This is a genomic window from Thermoproteus uzoniensis 768-20 (assembly GCF_000193375.1).
Taxonomy (GTDB): Archaea; Thermoproteota; Thermoprotei; order Thermoproteales; family Thermoproteaceae; genus Thermoproteus; species Thermoproteus uzoniensis_A.
In genome coordinates this window covers 63,607-78,826 of the sequence record NC_015315.1, presented here as the reverse complement: position 1 = coordinate 78,826, position 15,220 = coordinate 63,607, and the positions used below count along the sequence as shown (strand labels likewise).

At 61.7% G+C, this 15,220-nt stretch carries 17 protein-coding genes; 8 read left to right on the top strand and 9 right to left on the bottom strand.

What is annotated here, in order from left to right; genetic code table 11:
- Positions 1–2: 2 nt before the first annotated feature.
- Entirely contained in the window at positions 3–1,676 is a 1,674-nt protein-coding gene (locus TUZN_RS00380; RefSeq protein ID WP_013678922.1) for a 2-oxoacid:acceptor oxidoreductase subunit alpha, read from the bottom strand.
- Positions 1,677–1,944: 268 nt separating this feature from the next.
- On the opposite strand from TUZN_RS00380, the gene TUZN_RS00375 reads away from it, so the two are divergent.
- Positions 1,945–2,343 (top strand): hypothetical protein, encoded by a 399-nt coding sequence (locus TUZN_RS00375; protein WP_013678921.1) that lies wholly within the window; start codon positions 1,945–1,947, stop codon positions 2,341–2,343.
- Here TUZN_RS00375 and TUZN_RS00370 read toward each other — a convergent pair.
- The 3 genes from TUZN_RS00370 to TUZN_RS00360 form a co-directional block, all read right to left on the bottom strand.
- Positions 2,340–3,434, bottom strand: coding sequence for a zinc-binding dehydrogenase (locus TUZN_RS00370; protein ID WP_013678920.1), 1,095 nt, complete (start codon positions 3,432–3,434; stop codon positions 2,340–2,342). The two genes, TUZN_RS00375 and TUZN_RS00370, sit on opposite strands and share 4 nt — an antisense overlap.
- Before the next feature lie 160 nt (positions 3,435–3,594).
- On the bottom strand, positions 3,595–3,807 hold the full coding sequence (locus TUZN_RS00365) for a TRASH domain-containing protein (protein ID WP_052885975.1): 213 nt from the start codon (positions 3,805–3,807) through the stop codon (positions 3,595–3,597).
- Complete coding sequence (locus TUZN_RS00360) at positions 3,797–4,576, bottom strand: sulfide-dependent adenosine diphosphate thiazole synthase (protein WP_052885974.1); 780 nt, start codon at positions 4,574–4,576, stop codon at positions 3,797–3,799. The genes TUZN_RS00365 and TUZN_RS00360 overlap by 11 nt, the downstream gene beginning before the upstream one ends.
- Positions 4,577–4,661: 85 nt before the next feature.
- Between TUZN_RS00360 and TUZN_RS00355 the strand changes: the two genes are divergently transcribed.
- A complete protein-coding gene (locus TUZN_RS00355; RefSeq protein ID WP_013678918.1) occupies positions 4,662–5,174 on the top strand; it encodes an NUDIX hydrolase in 513 nt (170 codons plus the stop codon).
- A 135-nt stretch (positions 5,175–5,309) separates the two neighbouring features.
- Here the strand turns inward: TUZN_RS00355 and TUZN_RS00350 are convergent, their stop codons facing one another.
- The 3 genes from TUZN_RS00350 to TUZN_RS11615 are packed head-to-tail and all read right to left on the bottom strand — an operon-like array spanning position 5,310 to position 7,312.
- Entirely contained in the window at positions 5,310–6,485 is a 1,176-nt protein-coding gene (locus TUZN_RS00350; protein WP_013678917.1) for an MFS transporter, read from the bottom strand.
- Positions 6,486–6,503: 18 nt separating this feature from the next.
- The gene (locus TUZN_RS00345; RefSeq protein WP_420804564.1) at positions 6,504–7,019 is read right to left on the bottom strand and encodes an arginase family protein; all 516 of its coding nucleotides are present in this window, start codon (positions 7,017–7,019) and stop codon (positions 6,504–6,506) included.
- The gene (locus tag TUZN_RS11615) at positions 6,956–7,312 is read right to left on the bottom strand and encodes a hypothetical protein (RefSeq protein WP_420804559.1); all 357 of its coding nucleotides are present in this window, start codon (positions 7,310–7,312) and stop codon (positions 6,956–6,958) included. Before TUZN_RS11615 ends, TUZN_RS00345 begins: the two co-directional genes overlap by 64 nt.
- Before the next feature lie 100 nt (positions 7,313–7,412).
- On the opposite strand from TUZN_RS11615, the gene TUZN_RS00340 reads away from it, so the two are divergent.
- From TUZN_RS00340 to TUZN_RS00325, 4 genes are all read left to right on the top strand, one after another.
- Positions 7,413–8,408, top strand: a complete 996-nt coding sequence (locus TUZN_RS00340) for a cation diffusion facilitator family transporter (protein ID WP_013678915.1) — start codon at positions 7,413–7,415, stop codon at positions 8,406–8,408.
- Between the two features lie 216 nt (positions 8,409–8,624).
- A complete protein-coding gene (locus tag TUZN_RS00335; protein WP_013678914.1) occupies positions 8,625–9,599 on the top strand; it encodes a daunorubicin resistance protein DrrA family ABC transporter ATP-binding protein in 975 nt (324 codons plus the stop codon).
- Positions 9,596–10,369: an ABC transporter permease gene (locus tag TUZN_RS00330; RefSeq protein ID WP_013678913.1), complete on the top strand. Its 774-nt coding sequence runs from the start codon at positions 9,596–9,598 to the stop codon at positions 10,367–10,369. Before TUZN_RS00335 ends, TUZN_RS00330 begins: the two co-directional genes overlap by 4 nt.
- A 52-nt stretch (positions 10,370–10,421) precedes the next feature.
- Positions 10,422–10,634 carry a hypothetical protein gene (locus TUZN_RS00325; protein WP_052885973.1) on the top strand — a complete coding sequence of 71 codons (213 nt, stop codon included), beginning with the start codon at positions 10,422–10,424 and terminating at the stop codon, positions 10,632–10,634.
- Here TUZN_RS00325 and TUZN_RS00320 read toward each other — a convergent pair.
- Both TUZN_RS00320 and TUZN_RS00315 read right to left on the bottom strand, forming a co-directional pair.
- A complete protein-coding gene (locus tag TUZN_RS00320) occupies positions 10,631–10,990 on the bottom strand; it encodes a nucleotidyltransferase domain-containing protein (protein ID WP_013678911.1) in 360 nt (119 codons plus the stop codon). The two genes, TUZN_RS00325 and TUZN_RS00320, sit on opposite strands and share 4 nt — an antisense overlap.
- Positions 10,960–11,352 carry a HEPN domain-containing protein gene (locus TUZN_RS00315; RefSeq protein WP_013678910.1) on the bottom strand — a complete coding sequence of 131 codons (393 nt, stop codon included), beginning with the start codon at positions 11,350–11,352 and terminating at the stop codon, positions 10,960–10,962. The genes TUZN_RS00320 and TUZN_RS00315 overlap by 31 nt, the downstream gene beginning before the upstream one ends.
- A 75-nt stretch (positions 11,353–11,427) precedes the next feature.
- Between TUZN_RS00315 and tatC the strand changes: the two genes are divergently transcribed.
- Both tatC and leuS read left to right on the top strand, forming a co-directional pair.
- A complete protein-coding gene (gene tatC, locus TUZN_RS00310) occupies positions 11,428–12,270 on the top strand; it encodes a twin-arginine translocase subunit TatC (protein WP_013678909.1) in 843 nt (280 codons plus the stop codon).
- 85 nt (positions 12,271–12,355) lie between these two features.
- On the top strand, positions 12,356–15,178 hold the full coding sequence (leuS, locus tag TUZN_RS00305) for a leucine--tRNA ligase (RefSeq protein ID WP_013678908.1): 2,823 nt from the start codon (positions 12,356–12,358) through the stop codon (positions 15,176–15,178).
- Positions 15,179–15,220 lie beyond the last annotated feature (42 nt).

The following is a 15,220-nucleotide window of genomic DNA, read 5'->3' as shown; positions in this document are numbered from 1 at the left end:
GGCTACACCAGCTCGGACAACTCGTCTACGCTGAACGGCTCGCCCCACCACTTGAGCACCCTCCTCTTGAACTCGACGCCCAGCTCCCTCTTGAGGTATACGGCCAGCTGCCCCTCGCGGTTCAGCTCGACGTCTATTAACGCCCTCCCGCCGTCCAGCGCCTTGGCCGCGGCCTCTCTGTTAAGCGGGTAGATGTCCCTGAACACCACGGCGGCGAGGTCGCGCCTCTGCGACAACAAATCCAGCACCGGCATGGCGGTGGAGCCCCAGGTGACTAGGGCTATCTCCCCGGAGCCGAAGGAGGCCGGCCCCTCCATCTCCTCAACAACCTTGGCGAGCTTCCTCATCCTCTTCTCGTGCATGGCCTTCCTTATCTCCGGCAAATGCCTATCGGTGATCACGTCACCCCTCTCGTCGTGCTCGTCGCTCGTGGCGACGTACATGCCGCCGGGGACTCCCGGTATGGTCCTCGGCGAGATCCCGTCGTCGGTCAGCTTATAGCGTTTGTACTCCTCCCAGACCACCGGCGAAGTGACTAGCTGCCCCCTCTCTATCTTGAACCTGCCCCAGTCTATGTCGTCCACCGTCGCCAGCGACTCATTGAAGTAGAGGTCTGTCGCGACTATGACGGGTATCTGGTACTTCTCGGCTATGTTGAAGGCCTTGGCGGCCGCGTAGAGGCCGTCCTCTATGGTGTAGGGCGCTATAACTGCGTGGGGGTACTCGCCGTGGGACGGCGCAAGCGACATGAGGAGGTCCGCCTGCTCCGTCTCGGTGGGGAGGCCGGTGCTGGGGCCGCCTCTCTGGCTGAGGAAGACCACCGCCGGCGTCTCTATCATCGCGGCGAGGCCGAACCCCTCATGCATGAGGTCGAACCCGCCTCCCGAGGTGCCCGTGGCCGCCCTCACGCCGGCGAACGACGCGCCTATGACCATGTTTATGGCGGCTATCTCGTCCTCGGCTTGGACCACGGCGACGCCGAACTTGGGGCCGGCCTCGGCCAGGAAGTGCATTATGGGGCTGGCGGGAGTCATGGGGTAGGCGACGTAGAACCTCATCCCCGCCAAGATAGAGCCCACGGCGAGCGCCTCGGCCCCCGACATTAGGAGCTTCTGCTCCCCCGCCTTAGAGAAGCTCCAGGCGCTACCGGCCGTCTTGGCCGCGTGGTCCATGCCCATCTGGGCGGCCTGTATGTTCTGCTCCGCTATCTTCTCGCCCTTCTCGCCGAACTCCCTCTTCAGGAGCCCGGCCAACACCGATATATCCGCCCCGAGGAGCCCCATGAGGGCCCCCACGGCTACTGTGTTCCTCATAATCTTGTTGCCGGCCTTCAAGGCGTAGTCCGTCAGCGGGACTGGGATCTCGCCGGCGCGTTGCGGGGTCTGCCTATCGGCGGAGTCGTAGATCACGTACTTGGCCCTCCCCTCGTGGGCCGCGAGGGCGTTCTTGTTGAGGGCGACCAAGACGTCGTAGGAGTTCCACCGGCCGTGGCTGTATATCTTCTTGTCCGAGGCCCTGATCTGGTAGAACATGGTGGGGTTGCCCTTGATTATGGACGCGTACTGGCGGAAGGCGAAGACGTGGTAGCCCAGCTTGGCGAGCGACAGCGCGACGAGCCGCCCGGCGGACTCGACGCCCTCGCCTTGGGCGCCGCTTATCCTGATAGTTATTTCCATGAAGGTGGTTCCGTTTTTCATTAATATTCATTATAGAAGTCGCTTTGCGCCGTAATGCTACGCCCTAGAGGCGGTATATATCGATACGCCGGCCGATACGTAGGGGGCCGACGGCGCGGGCCCCCCGCCGCTCCTCTAGGCAACTTCCCGGTGAACCTAATATAAAGGTTTGCAGTCGGCGTAGTTCACGTCGTGAACAGACAAGTTCACTGGGCACACCGCGCCGTGAACTCGACGGATCCTTTTATATGGTTGGGCCCACGCCGCTATGATCTTGATCGACTACGACCCGACAACCGGCGCCGCTCTCCTCTCTACGGGGAAGGCGCGTTGCGGACAACTGGAGATCAGACAGATGGCCGTCCCCCGGCCTCCGGTCCCTCCTCCTGCGAAGGTCGACGTGGTTAGGTCGCCCAACGGAGGCGTGGCGCTGGTCGGCGCCGCCCCGATTACTGAAGACGAGATAGTCCTCGACAACATGGAGGAGGCCATAGAGGGGGAGATACGCCGCGGCTACCTCAGAGGCGTCGTCTGCAATAGGGAGGTCGAGGTCAAAGTATACGTCCCCTACAGCGGGCCTGTGCTGGCGTTGATACCGGTCAAGAAAATCGGCCGTGTGCCGAGGGCCGCCGCCCGTCTGCTGGCGTACAGGCCGGCTTTGCCCTAGGGAGCCACCACCATCCTCCCGACGTACTGGCCCCTACGCATGGCCTGAAACGCCTCGTTGATTTCGTCCAGCTTCCACCTCTTCGTCACCAAGCCTCCGTAGTTAACCGCGCGCCTCCTTGCATAGTCTACCACTTCCGTGAGGTCAGCCACTGAACCCCAGAGACTCCCCACTATCTTCTTCTCGTTGATTACCAAGTCGGCGATCGGGAAACTGCCTCTAACGCCGCCGAGGCCCACGACCACGTAGACGCCCTCCGGCGACAGTAAATCTATGTATTTCGATATAGTCTGTTCGGCCCCTACGAAGTCCAACACAGCGACTATCTTTCTGCCCGCGGCCGCCTCGGCCACCGCCTTGGCCGGATCGCCCCTCTTGGCGTCGACCAACGCATATATCTTGCCCACCTTCCTTGCGAACTCGAGCGCCTCCTCCTTGGCGTCTACGGCCACCACATCGAGATGGGGCGCGAGGACGTTGGCCCACTGGACGCCGAAGGATCCGAGGCCGCCGACGCCGACGGCCACCACGACGTCGCCCGGCTCCGCAAACTCCCCGACAAGCTTAAGGGCGGTCTTCACTGCCCTATACGGCGTTAGCCCCGCGTCGGTCAGAACAGCGGCGGCCGCCAAGTCGTCCAGCCCCTCGGCCGACACAAGATATCTGTAGCTGGGCACCAAGAAGTATTCGGCATAGCAGCCTCCGTAGAGACCGTAGGCGCCTGTCCAGCTCTGGGACTTCTTGACGGCCATCTGGTTAAGCCCCTTGAGGGTGTAGATGTCGTCCTCTAGGTAGTACCCGCCTTGGACCAACACTGGCATGCCGATCTTAACGCGGTCGGGCACGGCATCGCCTTTCGCCGCGACGTAGCCCGAGGGCTCGTGCCCCAGCACCGACGGCACCTTCTCGGGAACGCCAGGTAGCTCTCCCAGCCATATGTGCAGATCTGTATGGCACAGTCCACACCCCGCGGTCCTCACGACGACCTGCTCGCCTTTTGGTTGAGGAATCTCGACCTCCTCGATAGTGAACGGCTGGCCGTAGCCCCGAAAGACGGCGGCCCTGCCCTTAGGTTTGTTCTCCTCTGTCATCGATATCCATTGGCTATATGGCTGAAAAATATTCCGAAAAATGCTAAAAATTCACATTATAAAAACTGAACCAGCGATGCTCACGCTAGATGCATGATCTATCGGTTATAATATATAATTTTAATTTTTTCTTATATAAATTTAATATTATTCCAAAAAACTATAATATATTACGTCTTAACACGCCGCCTCTGCCCGCGTCCTGGTTCTTAGACCACTTGCCAAGGAACTGCTTGTAGCATTCCCTGCTACAGAACACCCACGGCTTGTTGACGCAACAAGTCTTCACCACTATCGGCGTCCCGTTTATGATCCTCCCGCAGTTGGCGCACCTCAGCTCTGTGGTTCTCTGCACCTTGAGCTCAAACGGCATGGACCTCGGCCGCCAGATCCTTCGCCACTATCTCGGCGACTTTTTTGCCGGACATAAGCATGCCGCCGAATATGGGCCCCATCCTCGGCAGCCCGAAGACGGCGGCTACGGCCATCCCGGCGACGTAGAGCCCGGGCGCCACCTTCCCGGTGTGCTCCACCACGAGCTTCTCCGAGACCTCAGACCACGCGGACTTCTCCCCCTGTAGCTGTATGCCGAGCTCCGGCACCTTCCGCGCCGCTACGGAGACGACCTCGGCGTCGTGGCCGGTGGCGTCCACAACGGCCTTTGTCTGTATATAGAGCGGATCCACGTGCATTCCCGACATCTGTATAGGCGTCCATATCCACAAGAGGCCGGTGATCCTCGGCGGATCGCCCCTGAATATTACGTCGTCGACGTGTACCCCGAGGAGTATCTTGGCGCCTGCGTCTATGGCCCCCGCCGCCAGCTTGGCTATGAGCTCCGCCGGGTCGACCGCGTAGAGGCCGTCGCCTGCGGGCTTGTAGCGGACCTTGAAGTCCCTCAGTATGGGCAGGGCCTCCTCCTGCACAATTATCTTGGGGTACATATTGCCGCCGGGCCCTATGCCGCCGCCGAAGGAAAACCTCCTCTCCAGCACGATCACCTTAAGCCCCTTCTCGGCCAGATACCGCGCGGCGGTGAGCCCCGACGGGCCGGCGCCCACTATAGCAACGTCGACGTCGCTGTACTCGTATAGATCCTCGGCGCCGTGCCTAATTATCGCCCGTCCGATCTTCAGCTCCATGGCCCCTCGTAGTTTCCATATTAAATTTATTTTTCTCAAATAACTAACTTATAACGAGGTTTAAAATCCGGCCGGGATCTACGCCATGGACGAGGTCGTGTTCAGAGGGAGTAAGTTCTCCTTGGTCAGAAGGTCGAGAGTCGTCGGCGGAAGGGTCGCCGTTGGGGAATACATAGTGCACCCCGGCGCCGTCGCCGTCTTGGCGCTTGTCGACGGCGAGGCTCTGCTCGTGCGGCAGTTCAGAGGCGCTCTGGGGGAGAGGACCTTGGAGATACCTGCGGGCTCTCTGGAGCCCGGCGAGAGGCCGGAGGAGGCCGCCGTCAGGGAAATGGTCGAGGAGACCGGCTATAGGCCTCTGCGGCTGGAGCCTCTTCTAGACTTCTACCCGACGCCTGGCGTGAGCAACGAGCGGATCTGGATCTTCTTTACAGACAAGGCGGAGCACGTCGGCGTTGGCGACCGCGACGCGGAGGAGGCCGATATGGAGGTGGTGATGATGAGGCCGCGGGACGTCTTGGCCATGGTAGACCGCGGAGAGATAAAGGACGGCAAGACCATGCTGGCGTTTCTGGCCGCGTACAGAAAAGGCCTTATATAGCGTCGTCACGCATCGGCAAACCCCGCCGGCCTCACAGATCGGCAATCGATTAATAACACTCCGTAAAAAATTTTAGATGAGGACGTCCAGGGCGCCGAGCTGTGACGACGGTTTCTGGTCGCCGAACGGATTCTGCTAGCCGAAGAGAGGCACGCGCGATCTCTTGGGCGGCCTCGGCACCAACACAGTGAGCGCGGCCGAGGCGAGGGCTACTGCGGCCATCACGTAAACCCCGCCGAGCCCCATGGAGGACAGCAGAAGCCCCATGGCGAGAGGCCCGAGGGCGCCTCCGCCGGTGTTCCCCAGGCCCCATACGAGGGACGTCGCCAGCCCCGTCGAGGACCGCGGCACCAGATCGCCGGCCAAGGACAACGATAGCGGGAAGGCGCTGAAGGTGAAGAGGCCGAATACCGGCAACCAGTATAGGCTTCTTGTCGCGACGAGCGCGACGGCCGACAACGCGGCGCCGGCCGTCGTCCCCGCCAAGAGGGTCCTCCTGCCCACGACGTCGCTGAGGTAGCCGAAAAGCGGCTGGCCCACGATGGCGGGCAGAAGGAAGAATGTTATCTCGTTGCCGAGGCTCTGGCCGAAGGAGTAGCCGAAGTAGCTGACGAGCACGACGCCCACGTACTGGGATATCCCCTGCAACGCAAACCCCCTGGCGAAGACGACTGCCGTAAGCGTGGCGACAGCCCTCATGTCGGGCCTCTCGGAGGAGCTGGCCTTGCGGCCGCCCCTGCGCAGTCCCGGCTCCTCGCAGAGGAACATGGGGACAGCCGCGGCTAGGGAGACGGCCGCCAGCGAGATCAAGGCGTATAGGTAGTTGGAGCCGAGGATGGCGAAGAGGGCCGTGCTTATGGCCGGGTAGAGGGCCCTCCCCAGACTGCCCATGGCCCCGTTTACGCCCATGGCGTACCCGCTACTTCCGCCGTAGCTCAAAGCCAAGGCGGCCGACCCCAGAGGGTGGTAGAAGGCGGAGGCTATCCCGGCCACTACCGCTCCTGCGAGAGCCGCAGGCACGTTGTAGAACTCCACGCCGTATCCGAACACGGCGAGTCCCAGAGCCCAGAGGCCCATGCCGATGCCTATGAGCTTAAGCGGCCTTCCATATATATCCATCAAGCGCCCCACAAGAGGCGACGCCAAGGCGCCCAGCCCCGCGAAGGCGAGCGCTATCACGCCGGCCAGATAGGCGGGCATGCCGTGGGCCTTGACCATATAGGCGTACGCCACAGGCAAAAGCCACGTGTTTCCGTCGTTGATGAAGTGCGCCACGCTGGTCAGCACAAGGGTCCTTCCGGCGCTCGGCATGGCGTTATCTCGATATATCTATTTTATTTTATCTATTCGCTCAACGGCTTTCCTGATCGCTCGATCTACCTCCCTCCTCACGGCCGGCCCCTCCTCGATCCGCCCCTCCGGCAGGGGGTTCGGCCCACCGTCGGCGCCCGCGAGCAGGGCCTTGAGCGCCGGGATAGACGCGGCGGAGGCGCAGTCCAACACGACGTACCCGCCGCCGGCTATGAGGCGGCCGGCCGCGTGGTACGCCGCGGTGGTGGCGAAGAAGTGGCCGAGCGGCTCCAGCCGGTAGAGATCGAGCCCGACCTCGAGCACGAGAGGCCGCTTGAGCCTTTCGGCGAGGGCCAGAGCGGCCTCCACAGACCTGTCGGAGGCCCCCGGCGGGAGGGGGACCGCGACTACCTTATCGCTCCTCCTGGCCAGCTTCCCGGGCTGTGGGCCTTCGGCGCCGCTGTATATGGCCAGTAGCGGGAACCCCAGCCTTAGATGGAGCTCCCAAGTCCCCCAGGGGAAGTGTGCGTCCAGCGCAACCACGGCGGCGCCCAGCCTCTTGGCCAGATAGGCGACAGCGTTGAGCAGGCCTCCGCGGCCCGAGTCGTAGCCCACGTCCTCGGGGGGTAGGTGGCCAAGACGGCCTTCCCCCTACGCAACGCCTCCTCTAGGAGGCCCAACGCCGCGAGGACCTCGCCCTCCTGCCTCTTTGCGGCGCTGGCCAGCGGCCCGCCGTGTATTTCGACGTAGTCATCCCAACGGCCCCTCGCGGAGACGGGCTCGCGGAGGTCTTCCGGAATCGCCTCGATCCTCCTGTCGGCGTAGCCCTCGGCCACGAGCACCCTCACGGAGGGCCTTGGCCGGAGATTTAAATCGTTTTCGATATCTCCGCCATTTATCTCAGTTAACAGTATCGAAAAGTATATATGTTCCGAGCATAGTGGCGCCGTGGACGAGCTGGGGGCGGCCAAGACGTCCGTCATCTCCACGGCGGCAGTCATGGCCCTCTACCTCTCGACGTGGCTTCTCACGGGCTCCGTCGCCGCCTTCTCGGAGCTCGCCCACACGTCGGTCGACGCCATAGGCGTGGCCGCGACCTATTTCGCCATAAGGGCCAGCAGGAAGCCCCCGGACCTCGAACACCCCTACGGCCACTATAAGGCCGACGCTCTCGGCGGCCTCATAGGCTCGATCGTGGTGCTCATAGCGGCGGCTCTCGTTGCCTTCGAGGGCGCGGAGAAGCTAATCAGGTGGGAGGCCTATTCGCCGGACCTCTTCGCGGTGTTCGCCGTGGCCGGCGCCGTAGCTATAGACGTCAACAGGGTTAGGGTCCTCAAGCGCTTCGCCCACAGCAAGGCCCTCAGCGCAGACGCGCTCCACTTCACGACCGACGTCTTCGCGTCGGGCGGCGTTCTCGCCGTATTTCTGTTGGGGCTAGTCCTCGAGAGGGCGGCCCCCGCCTATTTCGATCTAATCGCGCCGGCGGTTGACGTGGCCGCGGCGGCCGCGATAGCGGCTATCTTCACCTCGCTGAGCCTCAAGTTGCTCCGCTCGGCGGCCGTGGAGCTCCTCGACTACTCCCCTCCCCAGCTGAGGGACGAGGTGAGGGCGCTTGCCCAGAGCGTGGAGGGCGTCGTGTCCGTCAAGGACGTGAGGTTGAGGAAGGCCGGCTCCGTGTACCACGGAGAGGCGACCATAGAGGTCAGGCGCGGGCTCAGCGTGGAGGAGGCCCACGAGATAGCGGACGCCGTGGAGGAGCGGCTGAGGAGGCGGCTCGGGGGCTACGTGGTCGTGCACGTAGAGCCCGCGCCTCTGCCCAAGCCCCCCGACTGTTGCGACGTCGTGTTGGTCGCGCCGGACAAGGCTCTGGTCTACGTCTACTCGCGCGACTGCAAAGCTTGTTTCCCCGGCTACGACGTGGAGCGTATATATAGAGTAAAATAGACATATATAACGGTCCACCTCTTATACCGAAAGCCTTATATCGGTGGAACGGGATATGCGGACATGGCAAGGAGAAATGAAAGCAATGCCAAAACTATGTGGAGCCTCGGCCCGAGGTCGGCCGAACAGCTCAAGAGAAGCGCCAAAAACATAGATTTTTTGGAGTCCATCCTGAGATAGCCAAAGGGATAAATACTCCGGTATTCGATATATCGTATGGACGGCGACGCCATCAAGGTAGTAGACCTCGTCAAGAGGTACGGCAACGTGACCGCCCTCGCCGGAATCTCCTTCTCCGTCGCCAGGGGGGAGATATTCGGACTCCTGGGCCCAAACGGCGCCGGCAAGACGACGACGATAAAAATACTCACCGGGCTCACGCCCCCGACGTCGGGCAAGGCCTACGTGGCGGGCTTCGACGTGGTGGAACAGCCGAACGAGGTCAAGCGGAGGGTCGGCTGGGTCTCGTCCGAGGTGATCCTCGACGACGATCTAAACGCCTGGGAGAATCTGGAGCTACAGGCCAGGTTGCAGGGAGTCAAGAACTGGCGGGAGAAGGCAACGGAGCTCCTCAAGTACTTCGATCTGCTCCAGAGCGCTGGGCGGCCTGTCGGCGGGTACTCCACGGGCATGAGGAAGAAGCTGGAGATCGCGACGGCCCTCCTCCACTCGCCTGAGGTCCTCTTCCTCGACGAGCCGACAATAGGGCTCGACGTCAACGCCAGGGCTATGTTGTGGGATCTCATAAGGGCGGTCAACAAGGAGTTCGGAGTCACCATACTCCTGACCACGCACTACATGGAGGAGGCCGACGCCTTGTGCGGGAGAGTCGCTATAATAAATCTGGGCAAGATCATAGCTCTCGGAAGCCCCGCCGAGCTTAAGTCCAGCGTCGGCGGCGAGGTGGTCGAGCTCGAGGTGGAGAGGCCCATAGATATATCGTCGCTGAAGGCCGTGCCCGAGGTGCTCGACGTCACTGCGTCCGACGGGAGGGTCAGGATCACCGTCAGAAAGGCGGACGAGGCCATACCGTCTATAGTGAGGGCCGTAGACTTCTCGGCGGTCAAGTCGCTGAGGGTCGAGAAGCCGACTCTCGACACCGTCTTCATGAAGCTGACGGGCAAGAGGATAGAGGAGTCGCACGTGGACTACAGGAAATTCTACGCAATGATAAGGAGGGCTAGGCAATGAGCGGGCTCGGCGCCTTCTGGGGCCTCTACAAGCGGGAGGTCGTGAAGATCTATAGAAGGGCCTTCGCGCTGGTCATGACGTTCATACAGCCCATAGTGTGGATAGTCTTCTTCGGCTCCTCCCTCAACGGGATGCCCCGGCAGTACCTCGTACAGTTCTTCGGGACGCCGAACTACATAGGCTTCATACTGCCGGGCCAGCTGGCGACGTCGATGCTGTTCACCGGCACCTTCAGCTCCATGTCGGTAGTCTGGGACAGACGCTTCGGCTTTCTGAAGAAGATCTTGGTGACCCCAGCGCCGAGAGAGGCCATATTCTTCTCCAAGGTCATGGGCGCAGTCACTAGAGGGCTTATACAGATACCGGTCATGTTGCTGGCGGCCGCGGCCTTCGGCGTGCCGCTGCCTCTCGACCCCCTCGGCTACCTCGAGTGGATAGCCGCCTTGGTCCTGCTCGGCGTCGGCTTCTCCAGCATATACCTCGCCGTGGCTATGAGGTCGTCGGACTGGCAACTGCCCCAGCTCGTGGCCAACATACTGAACTTGCCGCTGATGTTCACCTCGACGGCGCTCTTCCCGCGCAATTTCTACCCCAGCTGGATGCAAGCGATTGCGGCGGTCAACCCGATAACCTTCGCCACGGAGATAGGCAGAGGCGTCGTCTTGAACGACCCGTACGCCCCGACGCTCCTCGGCTATCTGGCCGTCTTCGCCGCCATATCGACAGCGGTCGGCCTCCTGGTCGCGAAGAGGTTCATGACTGCGGAATAGGGATTACACCGCCGTGTACGACAACCTTATATACAAGTCCGCGCAGGGGCTAATGGGATCGCGGCTCGGCTGGTTTTTCAGGAAGTTGCAGGTGTTGGCCGTCCTATTCGTGTTGGGCCTCCTATATCTGTACTTCAAGTCGAAGGCGGGCTATCTAGACCAGATGAAGGCCACGGCGTTCCTCGCCCTCATAATGCCGTTGCTCTTCTACCTCGCAGTGGAGGACGCGGTGAGGCGGGGCGCCGCGTCCAGGCGCAGGCCCTAGGCCGTCCCGCCGGGGCAGAGCCCCAGCGAGAGCCCGTCGTGTATCGTCTTGCAGCCGCGCAACATCTGCGCCACGACGCCGTCCACGACGAGCTCGTCCGCCGAGAAAAGCACTATGTCGACTGGGACTCCGCGGCACAGCCTCCTCAGCTCAGCCGCCTCGTCGAAGTAGTCGGCGTAGCCGGGCACGACGACGAAGAGGTCGTAGTCGCTCGCCTGGCCGTGGACGCCGAGCGCTCTAGAGCCGAAGAGGAAGACGGACACCCGGCCTCCGTACCTCCCCACTATGGCCTCCACACATCTGGCGAACCTCTCCGGGTACTGCCTCACTCTCTCGGCAAGGATTTCCCAGACCATCTCTCCACAAGCCCCGCTATTAGGTCCATGGCGGAGATACAACGGGCCGCCGTGGTCTCACCGTACGGCTTGACGCCGCGGGCGGGGTAGCGCGCGAGCACGTAGTGCGGCTCCAGCCACTCCGCCTCTCTGTAGACCTCGTCGGGGACGTCTCTCCCCAGCCGCCGCAACACGTCGAGGAGCTCCGTGAGGCTGTGTGTGAACGGATGGGACCCCGTGGCGTCTACGATAAGGCCCTTTAAGAGCATCTCCGCCGCCTGGTGGGCGTTGAAACACGCCGCGTTGTATATCGCCGATCTATACGCCAGCCGGGCCATCTTCATGAAGGAGATCCCCCTATCGAGCCAGTCCTCGAGCCCCACGTAGGTTTGGGGAGATGGATTAAAAAGTAGCGTCGGCCGGACAAACTTTATAGAGGAGGGCCCCGATACCTTCTGGTGTCTGCCGACAAGGAGATGTCTATCTGGGAGCACCTCATGGAGCTGGCGACGAGGCTCAGGAGAGTCCTCGTCGTCTCGGTCATAGTCTTCCTCCTCACTCTCATGCCCACGCCGCGCCACTTCTCCGACCCGATCCAGCTCTTGACCGGCTTTTTCGTGACGGGCAACTTCACCACGTTGTCCTACGATATATTCTATAGGTATATCATAGAGCCGTCGATACATATGGCCTACACCAACGTGGTCTTGATCTCGGGCGACGTCTTCACGCCGTTCAACGCACTGCTGTACGTATCCCTATACTTCACCGTCTTGGCTATCGTGCCGTATCTCGTCTACGAGATATGGGCCTACGTGAGGCCCGCCCTCTACCCCCACGAGATTAGGGCCGTCAAGAAGTACTTGATCTACGGCGTCCTCTTGTTCTATCTGGGTAACCTCTACGGCCTGGGCCTCATCTCCCGCTATTTCTTGAGGTTCTTGATAGACATCTCGTCGGTCCTCCCGGGCGTGACGCCGATCTTCAACATAGGGTCTGTGGTGGATACGATAATCCAGATCGCGCTTTGGTCCGGCGTCTTCTTCGAGGCCCCCGTAGTCGTCGCCATATTGTCGGAGCTCTGTATGTTGAACCCCTGGGCCCTGGCCAGCTATAGGCCGGTGATATACGCCGTCTCGCTCATAATCATCGCCATATTCACGCCCGACGCAACCTTGATATCGGTCTTCCTGACCTTCCTGCCGTTCGCCGTGTTGCTAGAGGTCGGCCTGGCCTACAGTAGGAAAATTGTCAAGAAGTGTCCCGACTACGCGTACATGCGGCCTGCCGGGAGGAAGTAGCGGCCGGCCCCGTGCTGATGGGCCTATTCCCGTCTCGCTCCGCCGGATGGGGCGATAATTAATAAATAGGCCGCGCCGCGTCTATATGGACTTCCGCCAGATAGAGGAGAAGTGGCAGAGGCGCTGGGCCGAGGCCCGCGTCTTCGAGCCGACGCCGGAGCCGGGGAAGCCCAAGTTCTTCATAACAGCCGCCTATCCCTACCCCAACGGCGCGATCCATATAGGGCACGGCCGCACCTACCTCATCGCCGACATAATGGCGAGGTACCACCGCCACAAAGGCCTCAACGTCCTATTCCCTATGGGGTTCCACTACACCGGCACCCCCATATTGACCGTCGCCGAGTCCATAGCGGCTGGCGACGTCCGCGCCATGGAGGACTTCAAGGTCATCTACGACGTGCCCGAGGAGGAGCTGAGGAAGATGGGGGACCCGCTGTACCTAGCCAACTACTTCAAGGAGCTCTCGAAGCAGTACATGAAGAAGATGGGCCTCTCCATAGACTGGACCAGGGAGTTCACCACCATAGATCCCGAGTACCAGCAATTCATCAGGTGGCAGTTCAAGAAGCTGTACGACAAGGGCCTCCTCGTCAAGGGCAGACATCCGGTGGGCTGGTGCCCCAAGCACCAGATGCCGGTGGGAGCCCACGACACTAAGGACGACAAGGAGCCCGACATAGGCGAATGGACGTTGATCTATTTCGAGGGCGAGGACGGGCTGATATACCCCACGGCGACTCTCAGGCCCGAGACGGTCCTGGGCGTCACGAACCTCTGGATAAACCCCGATGAGGACTACGCCGTGGCCGAGGTCGACGGCAGGAAGATGGTGTTGAGCCTCGACGCCGCCTTCAGGCTCTCCTTCCAGACGCGCGTCAAGACCCTCGAGAGGGCTAGAGGCTCCTCCTTCGTGGGCCGCAAGGTCAGGAACCCCGTCACGGGCGAGCTCGTCCCGATATACCCCGCCCCCTTCGTCGACGTGAAGACGGGCACCGGCGTCGTCATGTCGGTCCCGGCCCACGCGCCCTACGACTACGCCGCCTTGCGGGATCTAGGCGAGGTGAGGCTCATACCGCTCATCTCTGTGGAGGGCTACGGCGAATATCCGGCGAAGGAGGTGGTGGAGAGGATGGGCATCAAGGACCAGAAGGACCCGAGGCTCGAGGAGGCCACCAAGGAGGTCTACATGGCGGAGTTCAACAAGGGGTATATGAGGCTGGACGTGGCCGACAGGGTGGGCCTCCATCTGCCCGAGCCCGCCCGCTCTCTGCTCAGAGGCTTCTTCGCCGCCTTCATAGCCGGCAAGCCCGTGAGGGAGGCCAGGGATAGGATAAGGGCGTGGATGGAGGCGGCGGGCATAGGCGGGAGGATGTACGAGATCATGAACAAGCCGGTCTACTGCAGATGCGGCACTGAGATAGTGGTGAAGGTCCTCGAAGACCAGTGGTTCCTCAACTACGGAGATCCCAACTGGAAGAGGGCCACCAAGGAGTTGCTCGCCTCCATGAGGATAGTGCCCGACGAGGCCAGGGCGCAGTTCGAGGCCACCATAGACTGGCTCGACAAGAGGGCGTGCGCGAGGACTAGAGGGATGGGCACGCCGTTGCCTTGGGACCCCACATGGATAATAGAAAGCCTGAGCGACTCCACGATATACATGGCGTACTACACCGTCATAAGGAGGATAAGGGAGTTCGGCCTCAAGCCAGAGCAGTTGACCGAGGCCTTCTGGGACTACGTCTTTCTGGGCAAGGGCGACGCCGCCGAGGTCGCCAAGGCTGTAGGCGCCGACGAAAAGGCGTTGAGGGCAATTAGAGAGGAGTTCTCCTACTGGTATCCCCTGGACTGGAGGAACTCGGGCAAGGACCTCATACCCAACCACCTCACCTTCTTCCTCTTCAACCACTCCGCCATATTCCCCAAGGAGCTGTGGCCCAGAGGCATAGTGGCCAACGGATGGGTCTTGGTGGAGGGCGAGAAGATGTCGAAATCCAAGAGGAACGTGCTGGCCTTGGGCAAGGCGGTGGACCAATTCGGCGCGGATCCTCTGAGGGCCACCCTCGCCATCTCGGCCGAGGTGGACCAAGACCTCGACTTCAGGGCAAACGTGGCGAGGTCTGTCGCGAGGCATCTCGAGGAGATATACAACCTAGTCGTCTCGACGGCGGAGAGGGCGACGAGGGACGGCGAGGGCCTCCCAGAGATGTGGCTGAGGTCCGAGGCGGCGTCCCTCCTGGAGAAGGCCGCGAAGGCCCTCGACGACGTGGCCATCAGACAGGCGGCGGTCTACGTGCTCTACGACATGCGGAGGGCGCTGGAGAGGTATCTCGAGATGGTCGAAGTGCCCAGCCGCGCCGTCCTTGAGGTGTTGAAGGCTTGGGCCGTGGCCATGGAGCCCTTCGTCCCCCACCTCGCCGAGGAGCTGTGGGAGAGGCTGGGCGAGAGGCCCTTCGCGGCGAAGGCGCCCTGGCCGAAGCTCGCGGCGGATAGGAGGACCTTGTTGGCCGTGCGCTACGCCGACCGCCTAGTCGAGGACGTGGCGAAGCTGAAGGAGCTGAGGAAGGGGGCCAAACGCGCCGTGATATACGTCAACAACAACTTCGCCTGGGTCAAGGCGGCGGTCAAGGCGAGGGACGTCAGAGAGCTCATATCGGCGGGTGTCCCCGGCGAGGTAGCCAAGAGGCTCCTCGACGTGGCTAGGCAACTCGACGACGACTTCAAGGCGTTGATTGCCGAGGTCGACGACTTCGACGAATACTCGGCGCTGGCCGAGCTGAGGACTTTCCTGTCCAGAGAGACCGGCTTGGAGATAGCTGTGTATAGAGCCGACGACGAGAAGGCGCCGGATCTAGGCGGGAAGAAGCGCTCCGCGTTGCCGTTGAGGGCCGGGGTGTATCTGGAATGATATAAATAGAGAGGCCCACATCTCTTCAGGCCCCCGGCGTGA